Annotated in this window: 15 protein-coding genes; 8 read left to right on the plus strand and 7 right to left on the minus strand. The window is 58.4% G+C overall.

All coding sequences use genetic code 11. The annotated features are described in order from the left end of the window. Nucleotides 1-48 precede the first annotated feature (48 nt). Together AADH44_RS06610 and AADH44_RS06615 are read left to right on the plus strand one after the other, a co-directional pair. Nucleotides 49-960, plus strand: coding sequence for an alpha/beta hydrolase (locus AADH44_RS06610; protein WP_341951891.1), 912 nt, complete (start codon nt 49-51; stop codon nt 958-960). Next, nucleotides 957-2,042 (plus strand): glycosyltransferase family 1 protein, encoded by a 1,086-nt coding sequence (locus AADH44_RS06615; protein ID WP_341951893.1) that lies wholly within the window; start codon nt 957-959, stop codon nt 2,040-2,042. The genes AADH44_RS06610 and AADH44_RS06615 overlap by 4 nt, the downstream gene beginning before the upstream one ends. A 22-nt stretch (nt 2,043-2,064) precedes the next feature. Here AADH44_RS06615 and AADH44_RS06620 read toward each other — a convergent pair whose 3' ends face one another. Both AADH44_RS06620 and AADH44_RS06625 read right to left on the minus strand, forming a co-directional pair. Beyond that, nucleotides 2,065-2,697 carry a histidine phosphatase family protein gene (locus tag AADH44_RS06620; RefSeq protein WP_341951894.1) on the minus strand — a complete coding sequence of 211 codons (633 nt, stop codon included), beginning with the start codon at nt 2,695-2,697 and terminating at the stop codon, nt 2,065-2,067. A 46-nt stretch (nt 2,698-2,743) separates the two neighbouring features. After that, nucleotides 2,744-3,574 (minus strand): Sir2 family NAD-dependent protein deacetylase, encoded by an 831-nt coding sequence (locus AADH44_RS06625; protein ID WP_341951895.1) that lies wholly within the window; start codon nt 3,572-3,574, stop codon nt 2,744-2,746. Nucleotides 3,575-3,657: 83 nt separating this feature from the next. Between AADH44_RS06625 and AADH44_RS06630 the strand changes: the two genes are divergently transcribed. The 3 genes from AADH44_RS06630 (at nt 3,658) to AADH44_RS06640 (ending at nt 6,939) form a co-directional block, all read left to right on the plus strand. Continuing rightward, entirely contained in the window at nt 3,658-4,461 is an 804-nt protein-coding gene (locus tag AADH44_RS06630) for an RNA methyltransferase (RefSeq protein ID WP_341951897.1), read from the plus strand. A gap of 34 nt (nt 4,462-4,495) precedes the next feature. Continuing rightward, nucleotides 4,496-5,722 carry a D-alanyl-D-alanine carboxypeptidase gene (locus tag AADH44_RS06635; protein ID WP_341951898.1) on the plus strand — a complete coding sequence of 409 codons (1,227 nt, stop codon included), beginning with the start codon at nt 4,496-4,498 and terminating at the stop codon, nt 5,720-5,722. A 110-nt stretch (nt 5,723-5,832) separates the two neighbouring features. Next, nucleotides 5,833-6,939: an acyl-CoA desaturase gene (locus tag AADH44_RS06640; RefSeq protein WP_341951899.1), complete on the plus strand. Its 1,107-nt coding sequence runs from the start codon at nt 5,833-5,835 to the stop codon at nt 6,937-6,939. 66 nt (nt 6,940-7,005) lie between these two features. Here AADH44_RS06640 and AADH44_RS06645 read toward each other — a convergent pair whose 3' ends face one another. Further along, the gene (locus AADH44_RS06645; RefSeq protein WP_341951900.1) at nt 7,006-7,767 is read right to left on the minus strand and encodes an SGNH/GDSL hydrolase family protein; all 762 of its coding nucleotides are present in this window, start codon (nt 7,765-7,767) and stop codon (nt 7,006-7,008) included. A gap of 151 nt (nt 7,768-7,918) precedes the next feature. Here AADH44_RS06645 and AADH44_RS06650 point away from each other — a divergent pair, with 151 nt between their 5' ends. The 3 genes from AADH44_RS06650 (at nt 7,919) to AADH44_RS06660 (ending at nt 11,411) form a co-directional block, all read left to right on the plus strand. After that, nucleotides 7,919-8,182, plus strand: a complete 264-nt coding sequence (locus AADH44_RS06650) for a GlsB/YeaQ/YmgE family stress response membrane protein (RefSeq protein WP_341951901.1) — start codon at nt 7,919-7,921, stop codon at nt 8,180-8,182. A gap of 142 nt (nt 8,183-8,324) precedes the next feature. After that, a complete protein-coding gene (dinB, locus tag AADH44_RS06655) occupies nt 8,325-9,572 on the plus strand; it encodes a DNA polymerase IV (protein WP_341951903.1) in 1,248 nt (415 codons plus the stop codon). Nucleotides 9,573-9,641: 69 nt separating this feature from the next. Beyond that, complete coding sequence (locus AADH44_RS06660) at nt 9,642-11,411, plus strand: DEAD/DEAH box helicase (RefSeq protein WP_341951904.1); 1,770 nt, start codon at nt 9,642-9,644, stop codon at nt 11,409-11,411. Between the two features lie 115 nt (nt 11,412-11,526). Here the strand turns inward: AADH44_RS06660 and AADH44_RS06665 are convergent, their stop codons facing one another. The 4 genes from AADH44_RS06665 to AADH44_RS06680 form a co-directional block, all read right to left on the minus strand. Next, entirely contained in the window at nt 11,527-11,730 is a 204-nt protein-coding gene (locus AADH44_RS06665; RefSeq protein WP_009772173.1) for a cold-shock protein, read from the minus strand. A gap of 155 nt (nt 11,731-11,885) precedes the next feature. Beyond that, nucleotides 11,886-15,329, minus strand: coding sequence for an error-prone DNA polymerase (locus AADH44_RS06670; RefSeq protein ID WP_341951906.1), 3,444 nt, complete (start codon nt 15,327-15,329; stop codon nt 11,886-11,888). 27 nt (nt 15,330-15,356) lie between these two features. Next, nucleotides 15,357-16,961, minus strand: coding sequence for a DNA polymerase Y family protein (locus AADH44_RS06675; RefSeq protein WP_341951907.1), 1,605 nt, complete (start codon nt 16,959-16,961; stop codon nt 15,357-15,359). Beyond that, nucleotides 16,958-17,680: a hypothetical protein gene (locus AADH44_RS06680; RefSeq protein WP_341951909.1), complete on the minus strand. Its 723-nt coding sequence runs from the start codon at nt 17,678-17,680 to the stop codon at nt 16,958-16,960. Before AADH44_RS06680 ends, AADH44_RS06675 begins: the two co-directional genes overlap by 4 nt. Nucleotides 17,681-17,758 lie beyond the last annotated feature (78 nt).

Raw genomic sequence — 17,758 nt, forward strand, 5'->3', positions numbered from 1 at the left:
ACACACCAGATGTCAGCAACTCTCTGGCGACTGCCTAGAATTGTTCGAATGAGACCAGCATCGCCTTATGGAGCACTGCTCGACGAGAACCCGGCGAGACACTCCACGATTGACGTGCTCGGGGCCTCGACTCACTACTGGGAATACGGCCCCGCAGATGCGGAAATCGTTCTTGTACTGGTGCACGGTTTTCGTGGAGACCACCATGGCCTCGAGGCGATTTGCGCGCATATCCGTGGCATCCGCATCATCAGCCCTGATCTGCCGGGATTCGGTGAGTCCGCGCCCCTCAACGGCCATGAGCACAACATCAACGGTTATGCACTCTGGTTGGAGGCTTTCGTTGGGTCACTCGGGCTCAGCGGTCGCGCAATTTTGCTCGGCCACTCCTTTGGCTCAATTGTCGTCGCCGCGGCCATAGCCCGCGGTCTCGCGACGCCCCAACTGATCTTAATCAACCCCATCGCGGCACCAGCACTTGCTGGCCCAAACGCGATTCTCAGCAAGATCACGCTCGGGTTTTACCGCCTAGCACGCGCTCTCCCGCAGGCAATTGGGGCACCACTACTCAGCAATTGGATCGCCGTGCGAGTGATGAGTCTCGCAATGGTGAAAACTCGCGACCCTGAGCTTCGACGTTGGGTGCACCAACAACACCACACTTATTTCAGCAGCTACGCGAACCGCGACAGCCTACTTGAAGGTTTCGAAGCATCTATCGGCTCAGATGTCAGCATGTTCGCGGAGCAAATTTCAGTGCCAACGTTGCTGATTGGGGCGCGAAATGACCCCATCAGTCCCGAACCGGCACAGGAACGGTTGGGGAAACTGATTCCACACGCCCAGCTTGAGATTTTCGACAATGTCGGCCACCTCATCCACTATGAGCGGCCGCGGGAAGCAGCCCAACTCATTGTTTCGTTCCTTAATGCGGGAACAGTTGCGGAGTCCACTCAATGAAGATCGTCTTTGATTGCCGCTACACACGAATTGGCCGACACGATGGAATTAGTCGCTACGGTTCCCGACTTGTAGAAGAGCTGAGCAAGCTACACCCGGTGACCATGCTGATCTCCGACAAGCATCAACTGGAAATGCTTCCCGATCTCCCTTGGGAGCTCGCAACCTCGCCCACGGCTGCCAGCGAGCCTTGGGTCGCACTGCAGGTTAACAAGCTTAACCCCGACGTCGTGTTCACCCCCATGCAGACTATGGGGCCGTTCGGCCGCAACTACGCGCTCGTCACCACCGTTCATGATTTGATTTACTACAAGCACCGCACGCCGCCCCACAACCTGCCCTGGCCAGTCCGGGTGCTGTGGCGCATCTACCACCTCACGTGGGCCTTCCAGCGGGCGCTGCTGAACCGTGCCGACGCACATGTCACTGACTCGCACACGACTCGAGATCAGATGCTCGAACACCGACTCACCAAGAAGCCGATCACGGTCGTCACGCTGGGCACAGACAGCTCTGAGGAGCATGCTGTGCGCACGGTTCCGACCTCACGGGAACTCGTCTACATGGGTTCCTACATGCCATACAAGAATGTTGAGTTAATCGCGCGCGCGCTCCATGATCTGCCCGGCTACACACTTCATCTGATGAGTCGGGCGGATGACGATGTAAAAGCTTGCTTGAACGAACTCGCTCCTGAGTCGAGCCTAATCTTCCACGATGGAGCAAGCGACGAGGTGTATGCCGAAACATTGTCGCGCGCAACAGCACTCGTGTCTGCGTCGCGGGACGAGGGGTTCGGGCTTCCGCAAATTGAAGCGATGGTGCTCGGTACGCCCGTGTTGCTCAGCGATACTCCGATCTTCCGCGAAATTTCCGGCCCGGCCGGCGGATATTTTAGTCCGGATGAGCCAGCGGAACTTGTGCGTGAAGTCAGAGCACTCGAAGACCCTGCAGTGTGGCAGTCGCGGTCAACAGCCGCACGCACCCGATCCGCGAACTTCACGTGGGCCCATGGCGCCGCTACGCTTTCTCAGGCGCTCCAAGATGCCGTCACCGCGCGCGAACGATCGCACAAGAAGTGACGTGCCCGAGCAGCGCACTGAACTACTGAGTCGATGCCTCTCGGCGCGCAATAGCGTTCTGCGCATCGAAGGGCTCGCCGCCGATGTTTTCTGACTCGGCTTCGATGGGGTCGTCGAAATTGATCAGGCGAAGAGTTCCATCGTCATGCCGAAAGCTGTGAACTGATCCATTAACGATCGGGGTTCGCCGTCGTTCCGGGGCAACAGCGGCCAAGATCGCAGCGATAACGCCACCATGAGCCACAACGATCACAGACTTTCCATGGTTTTCTTCGGCCAGCTGCACGAGGGCCGGGAGGGCCCGTTCGATTACTGCTTCTCGTGATTCGCGGCCCGGTACTTCGGTGTCTCCTGGATACAGTTCATCGACTTCGGCAGCTGTTCGCCCTTCGGCATCGCCGTAGTTGCGTTCTGCGACTGCGGTCAGGGGGAGCGGGGCAGTGAGACCAACCTGGCCGGCGATGATTTGTGCCGTCTCCATGGCCCGAGAAAGTGGGCTGGTGAAGATTCCATCCCACTGGCGTCGAGAGAGCAACTCTCCAGTGGTCTTTGCTTGCGCCTGACCAGTCGAGTTCAGCGGAATATCGCTGCTGCCCTGAATACGTCGTTCACGATTCCAGTTGGTTTCACCGTGGCGCACGAGGTAGATAAACACGAAACTCCATTCGATAGCAGCACACCCATTCGTGCCGTACGAGCCATTAGTCGCTAAGCCGGTCCAACAAATCACAGAGAACTATGGATGCTCCGCCGTCAATCTTAACGTCGGCTCGCCGATCAGCTTTCGTCGTTCCACGGTTGATGATAATCATGGGAATGTGCTTGCGCAGCGCACGCTCAATGAGACGGATTCCGGAGTTTACGACGAGCGAAGAGCCTGCGACGATAAGCGCGTCCGACTGATCCACGAGTGACGAAGCGAGCTGGAATTTTCTTGTGGGTACAAACTCACCGAAGAAAACGACATCCGGCTTCAAGACACCGCCACACACCGTGCAGTCCGGGATCACGAAGGAATCGACGTCATGAACCTCTGCGTCGCCATCAGGGTTGAGCGTGTGTGACTCTGACTCTTCGAGCCACGGGTTGAGTTCGGATATTCGTTGAGCAAGCGGAGTGCGGGCGTAATACTGGCCGCACCGCAGGCAGCGCGCCCTGTCAATGCTGCCGTGAACATCCACGACTCGGGTTGAGCCGGCTCGCAAGTGCAATCCGTCAACGTTTTGAGTGATAACCCCGTTGCTGAGCCCTCGACGTTCAAACTCGGCGAGGGCAGCATGACCGTCGTTGGGGGCGGATGCGGCAAACCGCTTCCAGCCCAAGTGGCTTCCCGCCCAATAACGTTTGCGATAGTCTGCTGCGCTCTGAAACTGCTGAAACGTCATTGGATTACGCACCGCGGCACCCTCGCCGCGATAATCGGGAATACCGGAATCGGTGCTGATGCCAGCACCCGTGAGCACGCTAATGAGCTTTCCGTTGAGTAGCTCTGCAGCACGGTCGATATCGTTGCTGCCGTTTTGTGTCTGCACCCTTCCAGAGTAGACACTGCTAGCAGCACAATTGCCGAGTCGAGATTCTCTTGGCCGCGAATTTGCACAGTTGGGAACACATAGTGAACGTCGTCCGGGTCACCGAGCTCTCCGATCCGCGGTTGAGCGACTTCGCCAACCTCACCGATGTCGCACTCCGGCGCCGAACTGAGCCCGAGGGTGGACTCTACATCGCCGAGTCGTCGAAAGTTATTGCTCGTGCTCTGCGTGCGGGCCATATCCCGCGCGCAGTTCTTGTTCTCGAGCAATGGCTCGACGATGTCGCAGAACTGCTCGGTGACGCTGACACCCCGGTCTATGTGGGGGAGTCAGCGCTGCTTGAACAGCTCACTGGTTTCAATCTTCACCGCGGTGCTCTGGCATCGATGCACCGGCCGCCTTTGCGCTCGGTTGCAGAATTGATTGAGGGTGCTCGTCGTGTCGTCATTCTTGAAGACATTGTTGACCACACGAATGTGGGCGCCGTGTTCCGTTCCGCTGCCGCGCTCGGAGCTGATGCCGTGCTCATCACACCACGCTGTGCCGATCCGCTTTACCGCCGCAGCGTGAGGGTAAGCATGGGCACCGTGCTCCAAGTTCCTTGGACTCGAATTCCGAACTGGCCAGCGGACGCGCAGCAACTGAAGGCTGCTGGGTTCCATCTCGCGGCACTAGCACTGAGCGAGAACGCCATCGATCTCGACACCTTCGCCGCAAACGCGCCCGAACGGGTTGCACTGGTTCTCGGCACAGAAGGCGATGGTTTGTCACGTCAAACCATTGATGCGGCTGACAGCGTGGTAAAGATCCCGATGATGCACGGAGTGGACTCGCTGAACGTCGCCGCCGCCAGCGCGGTCGGTATGTACACATTGCGCGTGCGCTAGCGCTCAATCGCGACGAAACTGTTAGCGTTATGCGGTGCCGCTGACTCAACGACAAACCTTTCGTCGCCGTCGCATTGTTGTCTTCTCTGCCGTCGGAGTTGCGCTAGCAACGGCGTTCTACTTGCCGATGACGCTGCTTGCACCTCTTGCCGAGGTGTCTGCCACCGTGATAGCGCCGGCCACGCCTGAACTCGCCGAGCCTGAACTTATGTTCCCGAGTTACGGTGCCTCCGCGATCGCAGACATCGATCGACCTGGTGTGCTCGCCCACGCAGGCAGTGACGACGCATTGCCCATTGCCTCCATCACGAAGGTCATCACGGCGCTCGTCGTGCTTGATGCGAAGCCGCTTGGAGCAGATGAAGCGGGGCCGACGATCACGTTCGGGCCGGCGGATCTCGACTACTACTACGCCCAACAGGCGCAGTATGGCCTCGTGTGGCCGGTGTTCGATGGCCAGACGCTGTCTCAACGCGAGGTCATGAATGTCGTTCTCCTTGCGTCAGCAAACAACTATTCTCAGTCGCTCGCACGGTGGGCATATGGCTCAGACGAAGCTTTTGTAGCAGCGGCAGCGAAGTGGCTCAGTGCGAACGGGCTTGAGGACACGACGCTGACCGAAGCATCGGGCATCCAAGCGACAAACAAGAGCACCGCGCAAGACCTGACCAAGCTCGCACGGCTCGCGATCAGTAGTCCGGTCGTGGCCGCCATTGTGTCAACGCCATCAACAGAAGTTCCGGGGCTAGGAACAGTGAGCAACCGCAACCAACTGCTCGGCATCGATGGCGTAGACGGGATCAAAACGGGAACACTTGACGACGATTGGGCTTGCCTACTTTTTTCTACAGACGTCACAATCGGTGAGGAGACCAAGACTCTTGTTGGCGTGGTAATCGGAGGGCCGGATCATCCGACAATCGCGGCTGCCATCCGTGCGCTGATCAAGGATGCGACGGAGGGCTATAACGAAGTGACCCTCGCGAGAGCCGGTGAAGAGTTTGCCGAATACGACACGCCCTGGGGCGACGACACCAGCGCGATAGCTTCCGACACTGTGACGCGCGTCGTTTGGGGATACGACAAGATCACATTGACGGTGGATGCCGACCCGATGCGGCTGACAGGTGCGGGCACGAGCGCGGGAGTCGTTCATGTTCTCATTGGCACAGAATCCATCGATATTCCGCTGGAGTTTAGTGAAGAAGTTGACGATCCTGGACCGTGGTGGCGACTCACAAACCCTCAGATATTGTTTTAGTTGCCGAATAGACACGCCGCTCACAGGCTCTCGCGATAGAGTGGAATGCATCCAGAGCATAAGCTCGTATGTCACATGACTGGGAAGTCATTCGAAATTTCTGAGGTCACGTGAGTAGTTCTCTCTCAGCCGATCCTGCACGTGTAATAAAGACCGGTCCACGCGGTGTTGGTAACCCGATCAGCGAATTCGCCGCGCTGCTGCGCACTGTGCGCGAAGCCGGTCTTCTGCGTCGCAGTAGAACTTTTTACATCATCACTTTTGCCGTGATTACGCTTGCCATGGTTGCAGCGTGGTTCGGTTTCGCGATGCTCGCAGGTACCTGGTACGTGCTACTTATCGCCGCTGCCATGGGCATCATTTTCACGCAGTATGCGTTCCTGACTCATGAGCTCGCTCATCGGCAGGTGTTCGATTCCAGCAAGCTCAATGACACTCTTGGGCGCCTTATGTCTGACCTCGTGGTGGGTATTAGCTACGCCTGGTGGATGAACAAGCACTCGCGTCATCACGCAAACCCCAACACGGTGGATAAAGACCCCGATATCGAGACCGACTTCATCATTTTCCAGAAAGAGAAGGCTGTCGGCCTCAAGGGAGTCACCAAGTTCATGGCCAACCGCCAGGGCTACCTGTTCTTCCCCGCACTCCTCCTTGAAGGGTTCAACCTCCATTCGCACGCCTTCCAAGAGGTGTTCAACCTCAAGAAGAAGGTAGATAAGCGCGCACTCGAAATCGTGCTTCTGCTTGTTCGCAACATCGGTTACCTCGCCGTCGTCTTCACGTTCTTGCCCGTGGGCATGGCATTCGCTTTCCTCGCAGTCCAGATGGGAATTTTCGGCCTGTATATGGGGGCGTCGTTCGCTCCGAACCACAAGGGGATGCCGATTCTGCCCAAGGGCTCGAAAGTTGACTACCTGCGTCGTCAAGTGCTCACGAGCCGCAACATTCGCAGTGGTCACTTCATGAACCACTTCATGGGCGGTTTGAACTACCAGATCGAACATCACTTGTTCCCGACTATGCCTCGCCCGCATTTGCGTCGCGCTGCAGGGATGGTCAAGGAGTACTGCAAGACCAAGGGCATCAAATACACCGAGGTCGGCCTTGTCACCTCCTACGGCATCGTGATTCGCCACCTCAATGAGGTCGGGCTTGGGGCCGACGGTGACCCGTTCGATTGCCCCGCAGCGGGTCGAACCGGCTACACCGGCTAAAACAGCCTCGCGCTAGACGCTAAAGGGCCTCTACCGAGTTGGTAGAGGCCCTTTAGCGTCGCGTTTCTAGAAACCTGGCCGCTTAGCCGTGACGTTGTCACCTGAAGACTCATGACGAATACGCCGCAGCACCCAAGGCATAAGGTGTTCGCGTGCCCAGCCGATGTCTTCCACCCGGGCTCGACGCCAACGCCGAGGTGGTAGGGGCTCTGGCTTGAAAGGCTCGAGATCATTCGGCACATTCAGCGACTGGAGCACCATGCGGGCAACCGTGTGATGGCCGACGGCGGAGAAGTGAAGCCGGTCCGGCGCCCACATGCGCTGATCCGCAAGCTCGCGCAACGACCACATGTCGGCGACGATCGCGTCGTGCCGCTGTGCTATTGCACGGATGTTCTCGTTATAGATTGCTACCTTTCCGCGCATACGGTTCAGCACGGGCGTCATCCCGATATCGGGACCCGTAAACAGCACGACTGTAGCGCCATCGCGACGTAAGCCCGCAACCAGTGCCTCAACGCGGTGAGCGACCTCATCGGGGTCTGAACCAGGGCGGATGATGTCGTTGCCTCCCGCGGAGACACTAATGAGGTCGGGCTTGAGCTCCAACGCCGCCTCAAGCTGCTCGGCGTGAACTTGGTTCAGCAAGCGACCTCGGATCGCAAGGTTTGCGTAGGCAAAGCCATCTTTGTCGTGGCCGAGCACCTCAGCGACACGGTCTGCCCACCCTCGATTGCCGCCAGGCAAGTCCGGTTCGGGGTCACCGATTCCTTCGGTAAATGAGTCTCCAATTGCGACGTAGCGGGTCCACGGATGTAGTTCTTGCATCTCTCTAGCTTCTCTCAGATTCCACATGTGCGTTACCTGAATAATATCTGCGAGCCACCTGTATAGCTTTGACCCCCGATTGGGGGCATGATTAGGTCTAATGATGGTTTTCACACAGGAAACCTCTTAACAACCGTTTGGAGAACGCACAATGGGAATCATTGGTTGGATCGTACTGGGACTCATCGCCGGCGCTATCGCTAAGGCAATTCTGCCAGGACGCCAGGCTGGCGGTTGGATCGCGACACTGATTCTTGGTGTCGTCGGAGCACTTGTTGGTGGCTTCATTGGAGGCGCCATCTTCGGAGTCGGACTCGAAGAGTTCTTCTCCATCGAGACGTGGTTAGTCGCCATCGGCGGCTCGGTACTCGTGCTGTTCATTTATGGACTGGTCACGCGCGGCTCACGTCGCTAACTCTTTAACGGCATGACGGGCGGCACACTGTGGTGTGTCGCCCGTTGTCGTTAACACGAAACTCAGCTAGTTCCCTCATGCTTGGCGTCTTTGGAAGAACAATCGGCGGCGCACAGTCAGAGGCTCCTGAGACAATAGATACATGGGCAAGCAAGACGGACTGACGCGGCACGTTTCCGCCATAGACGTCGATGACAGCACCGCGACCATCCTGCACGTAGACATGGATGCTTTCTTTGCCTCAGTCGAACTGCTCGATCATCCAGAGCTCATCGGAAAGCCTGTAATCGTCGGCCACAACTCAACTCGCTCGGTAGTCACGGCCGCAACGTATGAAGCACGCAAGTACGGTGTGAACTCGGCCATGCCGATGGCGCTGGCACTGCGCCGCTGCCCACGGGCCATCGTGCTCGAACCGCACTTCGAGCGCTATCAGTACTTCTCTGCGAGAGTTTTCGAGATTTGCGATGAGCTCACACCCAAGGTCGAACGCTTGGGCATCGATGAGGCATTTCTGGATGTCGCTGGTGCTCGCGGAATTTATGGCTCGCCGAGGGAGGTCGCAGCACTGCTGCGCGCGCGGGTGCTCGCTGAGACTGGCCTCGTCTGCTCGGTGGGTGCTGCGGCATCCAAATATGTCGCCAAAGTTGCGTCGGGCTTGTCTAAGCCAGATGGACTGCTGGTAATTCCTGCCGACAAGACGACTGGGTTTCTGCACCCCTTACCCATTTCCGCGTTGTGGGGGGTCGGTGGCAAGACTGCGGAGATTCTTCAGCAAAGAGGATTCTCGACCATCGCCGATATTGCTCATGCCGATCGCGTGTCGTTGACTCGTGCGGTGGGGGAGGCGAGCGCAGTAAAGCTGCACAATCTGGCATGGGGTAATGATCAGCGTGACGTCGTGGAGCGCCCGGCTGAAAAAAGCATGGGACACGAGACGACGTTTGAATATGACGTACTCGACGCCGATGAGATTCGCCGTGAGCTATTGAGGCTGTCGGGAAGGGTTGCTATCCGACTGCGTGCCGCCGGGATGGTCGCTCGCACTGTCGTTCTGAAATTGCGGTTCGAAAATTTCAGCACAGTGACTCGTTCGCGCACGCTTCCTGAACCAACCGACCTGGGTCGCACCCTGTACGAAACGGTTCGCGGCATTTACGAGGAGTTTGCGGCCGAGGGACGCCCCGTGCGCCTGGTGGGAGTGCGCGGTGAACAATTGGCGGAACCCGGCGGCACGATGGTGAGCCTGTGGGACACCACAGATGGCTGGCGTAATGCAGAAGAGGCGATGGAGGCCGCGTCAGCACGTTTCGGGCGCGGAGCAATTGGCCCGGCCCGGCTCTTAGGTGCTGAGCGTTCGGAGCGTCCGCGACTCGGTCAACGCGATTAACCCCCGCCCGGCGCCAAACTCCCCAGGAGCAGCCATCATTGTCAGTCAGAAACGGTAAAGTCTTATCAAGTGAGCACTCCATTGCCTGGCCCCACCGTGGGCACGTTTGCGGCGGAACATCTCTCACCGTCGTACCCTGAACGAGCCGCCAGAGGCACCGCATCCAAGCTTCGAGCCTGGCAGGCAGAAGCCCTTGACCTGTATTTCGAGCGTGAGCCGCAAGATTTTCTTGCAGCGGCAACCCCCGGTGCAGGCAAGACCACTTTCGCACTGCGCCTGGCTGTAGAGCTCATCGCCCGACGCGTCATCGACCGCGTTACCGTTGTTGCGCCCACCGACCACCTCAAACGGCAATGGGCCGATGCGGCCGATCGTGTCGGGCTGCGCCTCAATCCAGGATTCTCCAACGGTGATTTCTGGGGCGGGCGCCGGTTCAACGGAATCGCTGTCACCTACGCACAGGTCGCGATGAAAGCCTCCCTACATCAGGAGATCACCGACTCGGCACGCACCCTGGTGATTCTCGACGAAGTGCATCACGGGGGCGATGCTCTCAGCTGGGGCGACGCGATTCACCAAGCATTTGGCCGAGCAACCCGTCGACTCTCCCTCACCGGAACACCCTTCCGCAGCGACACCGCCCCGATTCCCTTCGTCACCTACGCACCCGACAGCAAAGGTATCCGCACTTCGGTCACCGACTACAGCTACGGTTACGGCAGAGCTCTCGGCGATGGAGTCGTGCGCCCGGTCATGTTCATGGCCTATGCAGGCAAAATGCGTTGGCGCACCCGGATGGGCGACGAAATGGAAGCGCGTCTCGGCGAAGGCGACACCAAAGATGTCACCTCCCAGGCGTGGCGCACCGCTCTCGACCCCAAAGGTGAATGGATGTCGGCCGTGCTGCGAGCAGCCGACCGTCGCCTCAGCGAAGTGAGACACTCCATCCCGGATGCCGGCGGACTCGTCATTGCCACCGACCAGATCGCTGCCCGCGCCTATGCTGGGCTCATTAAGGAGATCACGGGGGAGTCAGCAACGATTGTGCTTTCTGATGAGAAGGAGTCCTCCTCGCGAATTGAGAAGTTCGCTGCGAGCGACAGCCGGTGGATGGTTGCCGTGCGCATGGTGTCCGAAGGCGTCGATGTTCCACGGCTTGCAGTCGGAGTGTACGCGACGTCAGCGTCTACGCCGCTCTATTTTGCGCAGGCTGTTGGCCGGTTCGTGCGCGTACGCCGTCGCGGAGAGACCGCCTCGATTTTCTTACCCAGCGTGCCATCACTGATGCTTCTCGCAGAGAAACTGGAGCAAGAACGCGACCACGCGCTCGATCGTGACAGCGCAAAAGATGAACTGCTCGACGACAGCCTTCTTGACAGCGAAAACCGTGAAGAGAAAACGAGCGACGAGCTTGCTGACGAGTTCATTTGGGAAGCAATTGAGTCAGATGCGAACTTTGACCGGGTGCTCTTCGATGGCAACGAATTTGGTTTTGCGGCGGAAACCGGTAGCGACGAAGAACTCGACTTCATTGGATTGCCGGGCATTCTAGAACCCGAACAGGTGCGCGAACTGCTTCTGCAGCGGCAGAAACGCCAGTCTCGTCGCGCCGAAAGCAAACCCAAAGCAGACCGACCACAGCCGCTCTACCGCACGCTCAAAGAACAACGAACACTGCTGAACAACCTTGTGGGTCGACGCGCAAAACTTTCCAGCGAGCCACACGGACTCATTCACGCTGAACTGCGCCGAGTGTGCGGTGGGCCTGCGGTCGCACAGGCCACGGTGACTCAACTGCAGACGCGCATCGACTACCTCAGCAAGAGCATGCATTCCTAGCGAGGAAGCCCTGAATCCCGGCGAATGCTCGATGCTCAGCTCGCTGCACACCACTTGTTAACAAGAAAACGCCCCGGCATAGGACCGGGGCGTTCTCGTTACTGAACTATCAAGATCAGATGGGGCGGATGTTCTCCGCCTGGGGTCCCTTGGGACCCTGTGTGATGTCAAACTCAACCTTTTGGTTCTCGTCGAGCGACTTGTAGCCATTTGTTGCGATGGCCGAGTAGTGGGCGAACACATCAGGACTTCCGTCCTCGGGGGCGATGAAGCCAAAGCCCTTTTCTGCGTTGAACCACTTGACGGTACCTAGTGCCATTTAAAACTCCTCCAGGAGCGTTCTTTCAGGCCCCGACAGTCGAGGCCGCATCCATGCCTTGTATAGAACATGAACGATTCCATAAGGCTATATCAGTATGGCGCTGCATGTGTCATGTATTTCGTAAAAGTCACACAACGGTAATGAACTGGTCACTAATGGAAATCACGCGACTGAGTGTGGGGGAGCCCTGAAAGCGGCTCAAAACGGTCCGCGAGCACATTAATGACGCCATCCTCTGACCGCTCAATAATGCCACGGACAATCAGCGCAGCACTGTCACGAGCGATCCTGCGATACCGCCCCCACACGCCAACGCTGCAGATCACGTTAATCAGACCGGTTTCATCTTCGATATTCATGAAGGTGATGCCGCTGGCTGTTGCCGGACGCTGCCGGTGAGTGACAACCCCACCAATTTCGATGCGACGCCCCGACTCAGTAACAGTCAGTTCGGCGGCAGACAGCACCCCACGGTGAGTCAGCGCCTCCCTCAGATGCATCACAGGATGGCTCTCTGGCGAGATTCCTGTTGCCCACAGATCAGCCATCAGCTCATCAAACTCGGTCGCTAGAGAAAATAGCGGCGGCTGCACAACAACCATGCTGTTGGGCAGATACTCTTCACGATCGTGCGCAGCATTGCCCGCATTCCACAGCGCCTCGCGACGCGTGAGGCCCATACCGTCGAAAGCGCCCGCTGCAGCCAACGCTTCCAACTGTTTCGTCGTGAGCCCGACACGACGCACTAGATCATTCATCGAAACGAACTCACCCGAATCACGCTCAGCCACAATTTTCTCGGCGACAGTAGTGCCGATGCCCCTCACTTCATCCAAACCAAGACGCACAGCAAAAGCGCCATCCCGGCGATGATCATCAGTATCGAAAGGGGACGAGCGATTAAAGGGGCCGACCGGAGGCTGCTCGTGATCTACACAGCGATCGTTTCCCGTAGGAGCTGTGCTCTGAGAATGCTGCTCAAGCCCAGCAAAGACACCAGAGCGTTGGATGTCAGGGCCACGCACCTGCACACCATGACGCCGAGCATCCGCAACCAGAGACTGCGGAGAATAGAACCCCATCGGTTGGGCACGCAGCAGAGCCGCAAGAAATGCGGCGGGGTAGTGAAGCCGAATCCATGCACTGGCATAGACGAGCAGACCGAAGCTGAGGGCGTGGCTTTCGGCAAAACCAAAACCAGCAAACGCTTGAATACTCTCGTAAATGCGATCGGCATCCTCCCCAATGATTCCGTTGCTCGCCATTCCCGCATAAAGCTTCGAGCGCAGCTTATCGATGCGTTCAATGCCCCGCTTAGAGCCCATAGCGCGCCGGAGCAGATCGGCATCATCGGCAGAGCAACCACCCACGGCCACCGCGATCTGCATCAACTGCTCTTGAAAAATCGGCACACCCAGAGTGCGCTCAAGAGGCTCAACCAGATTGGGATGCAGGTAGGTAATCGGATCAACCCCCATCTTGCGGCGCACATAGGGGTGCACAGCCCCACCCTGAATCGGTCCGGGCCGCACCAGCGCGATCTCCACCACCAAGTGATAAAACTCCCGCGGTTGCAAGCGCGGCAGCAACCCCATTTGGGCGCGACTCTCTACCTGAAAAACACCAACGGCATCCGCTCGACACAACTGGTCGTAGACACCCTGCTCTTCGGCTGGGATCGTGGCGAGATCCCAGCGTTCGCCCAGTGCCTCATCAACGAGATCGAAACTGTATTGCATGGCCGAGAGGATTCCGAGGCCGAGCAGGTCGAACTTGACCAGACCCATCCACGCGCAATCATCCTTATCCCACTGCACCACCGTGCGTTTTTCTTTACGCGCATGCTCGATCGGCACCACTTCACCGACCGGCCGCTGCGTCAACACCATTCCGCCAGAATGGATGCCCAAATGACGCGGAAACTTCATCACCTGCTGAGCAAGTTCCAGCACCGAGTCGGGGATATCGTGGTCGATTCCCGAGACTTCAGAACCCCACCGTTCCATTTGCTTCGACCACGCATCTTGCTGGCCCGAACTATAGCCCAGGGCTTTCGCCATATCGCGCACGGCAAATCGAGGACGGTACTGGATGACGTTCGCCACCTGTGCCGCATTTTCTCGCCCGTAGCGCTCGAAGACGTATTGAATGACCTCCTCTCGACGTTCAGAATCAAAATCGACATCGATGTCGGGTTCTTCTTCCCGCATCGCCGATATGAACCGTTCAAAGGGAAGCTTGTACCGGATCGGATCAACCGCCGTGATTTTAAGGAGATAGCAAACCACCGAACTTGCTGCCGAGCCTCGACCCTGACACAAGATTCCACGCCCTCGAGCAAACGACACAATGTCGTGCACGATCAAGAAATAGCCCGCAAAGTTTTTCTCCTCAATGACATCGAGTTCACGTTGGATGCGGGCCCGATTTGTATCAGAGAGTTCGATCGCGCGGTCGGCAACCCCCGCCCATGTCAGTTCACGGAGCCAACTCGCCGGCGTGTGCCCATCAGGAACATCCTGATCGGGGAGAGCTGGCTTCGCCTGCCTCAACTCAAACACCGCCTCGTCGGCAACTTGGACAGTCGCCGCCACCGCCCCCGGGTAGCGGACAAAGCGCGCAGCCATTTCGGCACCCGACCTTAAATGTGCTGTGCCTGCAGCGGGGAGCCAGCCATCCATCTCATCGAGGCTGCGCCGCGCACGCACAGCAGAGACCGCTGAATGTAAATGGTGCTGGCGGGGTGTTGCATAGTGAGCGTTAGAGGTAGCAACCACACGAAGACCTCGCTCAACAGCAAGAGAGTGAAGGGCATCGTTGTACGCCGAATCGAGGGGGTACCCCTGATCAAAGAGTTCGACAATCACGGCGTCACGGCCAAAGAGTTCACACAGCTGGTCGAGTTCGTGGCCTGCAGCCACCATCGATTCGCGCGAGGGTGCTGAATTGGGTTGCGGATCGCAGAGCGCTCGACGCACAGCCCCCTTGCGGCATCCCGTCAGCACAAACCAGTGCCCTCCTGCCAGCTCAGCCAACTCATGCAGGTCATATTTCGGGCGACCCTTTTCTCCGCCCGCGAGCTGGGCGCGCGTAATGGCCAGCGCCAGCCGGTGATATCCCTCCTCTTTGCGGGCAAGCACAAGCAGGTGGTCACCTTCTGGATCGGCATTGCCCGCCTGTTGCCCGGTGAGGCCCAGAGAAAGCTCCGCACCAAACAGGGTAGAAAGCCCCAACTCGGCTGCAGCTTCAGCCATCCGCACTATGCCGTACAGCCCGTCATGGTCGGTAAGCGCAAGAGCAGTAAGCCCCAATCGGGCAGCCTCTTCTGCCAGTTTCTCTGGCATGCTCGCGCCATCAAGAAAACTGAAACTTGAGTGAACATGGAGCTCGGCATAGGGCACAACATCACCGGCGGGTGCGGATGCTGCCTCCGCGCCGTTCGGAGGCTCGCTCGGTGCAATATAGGGAGCGCGCTTGCTCGACACCAGAGACAGGGCACGCCCGTCACCGGCCTCACCTATCGGCGTTACCGAACCAAAGCCCGACAGCGTGCGCTCCAATTGGCGCCACGGAATCGGCGGATTAGACCACGCCATGGCACACACCAACCAATCGCAGACCCATTAGTCGTACCTTGCTTCGGCCCACCAGCCGCCGTCATCGAGCACCAGCAACCACGCGCATCCGGTATCGTCAACGGCTTGAAAACGCCACGAGCGGCCCGACGACTCTGCATCCCACCAGCGCTCAGTTAGCGGCCATGGTCCTGCCCATGCCGTGAGTGTTCGTGAGCGAGAATCGCTGGTTGCGAAACGTGCGGGCGCCGCAGCAACATGACCACGGTCATCCACTGAAACGAGGTTACCGTCGTGAGCGAAAACGTGCACGGCATGACGCGACGAAAAAACTGTTCCCGGTAACGGAGCGGGCAACGATCCTGGCCACGGACGCTGCACCGAACGCTCATCCACGCTGCGATCACCCCACGCTGTGAGTTGCTGTCGCGACTGCAGGGTGCGCCCACCCTGCACATTTGGCATGAGCACAGCACCGTGACCGAGCATGCTCTGCACTCGAGAAAGGCCGTGGTGGATGCGTGGCTCAAGCCCCGAACCCCACAACCCTGTTTCATGGTTGCCGATCGCATCCACCGTTTCGGGCACAATGCGCACCCGGCTGATTCCTGAGCTTAATCCCGCCTCGATAAGGCCGGAACCCTGCACTTGCCAACGCACCCGATCAACAACATCGCTGGCGGTGAACGACCGCGGATGCAACCACACGCGTTCGGCAATTTCGCCAGACTCGGAATCAAGTTCAATACGAATCGCAGTGGTCACCAGTTGGGTGCGAACCAATGCCTCAATAAAGTCATCGGCTCGACTGCGAATACTGAAAGCAACCTGATCAACCCTGTCGAGAGCCGGCTCGAAATCGATCACGACATCGAGATCGAGTGGAGGTGTACGGGCGATAAAAGCTTGAGGGTCGCGACCGCTCGCCAGTGAATGCAATCGAGCTCCGAGCTCTCCAAAGCGAGTGCGCACATCCGTGTGTCCGAGCTGCGCAAAATCGCCAAGAGTGGAGATACCCAGCTTTATCAGCAGCGTCACAATCTGAGGCTCCTCAAGCAGAGCGATCGATAATGGTGCCAAAAATTCTGCAGATTCCCTAACAGGAACGAGCCGCGCATGCCCAGCTCGAGAACGAGGATCTGCCCTCACAGTGCTGCGCGCAGCATGTACTGCAGTGAAGAGAGCATCAGCAACGCCCACCCGCGCATCAGAGGCAGCAATCTCGTTGACCCGATCGATGACTGTGAGCGCAGCAGCCTTTTCACCGCCGTAATACTGTGCGGCTCCGCGCACCCGCACAGCGCACATACCTGGGCGGAGAAGTTGCACGCCAGGAATCAGCTCTTCTATGCCAGCAATGACCGGTTCGAATGCGCGATTATCGAGGGCGGGATCGTAGGCGCGATCAATCAGCCCGGGAAACCTCGACTGCGCCTCCCTCAGCCTCAGCCCACGGCTGATCCCTTCAGCGCGGGCGGAGGCAGAAGCAGCAAAAACGAGACCCTTCTCAGTGAGCACGAGCGGGGCATCCGCCGACAGTTTCTCGTGTTGTCTGGCCGCAACCACAGGCCAATCGGGGCACCAAAGCACGAGAACACGGGGGAGAGGCGGGTGTGACGCCGGGAGCGCACCGGAGAGCGGAGCGGAAGTCATGCTGACACCCTGTGAGGCAGCACAGTCAGTTCAGGCCTAGCTGTCTCATGATCGTTATAGGCCCGAATAGTTTCTGAAGAATCAGGCAACCACAATCGGGCGCTGCGAGGTCGTGCAGCACTTTTGCTCGTAACGGTGACTGTTGCTTCGCGTGCCGCTAAGTGTCCGTGCCCTTCGCCGATGCCATGCCACCGACTTTCGCCCAACGAAACCATTGCCTCGCTTTGCGGCCACGAGCCCATCATGAGCAACGTAGATTTGCGTTGCCGAAGCCGAGAAGCAAGCCGGGCCACAGCAGAATCGGATGCGCGTGTCGGCGGCCGAGCAACCACCACATCGACAACATCGGCAATCGCAGCAGTAACAGCCAGCCACTGATCCCCCGGATGCGGAACCAGCACCAACCTTTCAAGATCAATCCCGAACCGTGCGGCAGCTTCAATGCCGAACTCGGGCACCCCAATAACCGCGCACCATGACCCTGCCGCAGACGGTGGTGCGAGCAACGCCATTAGCAGCATCATTGAGTTGTCTATCGAATAGACGTTGCCCTGCTGCAACCCCCCACCGGGCAGTAGCTTCCCGATAGCCGGGTGGGTAGGAATAAGTTGTGTCTTGAGCGTGCGTGACTGCATCTGACTGATGCGGGATTGTAGTTCAGCCACCCGGTCTGTCGCTGCACGGTCTGGAGCTGTACTGGCTGGAGGCGCACTGTCCATAGGCGCACTGTCCATAGGCGCGCTCGATAGCGCTTCAGCGATTGCTGAAATGGCGTGAGCGGAGACAGGGGACACCTG

Origin of the sequence: Salinibacterium sp. TMP30 (assembly GCF_038397785.1) — a bacterium.
Classification (GTDB): domain Bacteria; phylum Actinomycetota; class Actinomycetes; order Actinomycetales; family Microbacteriaceae; genus Rhodoglobus.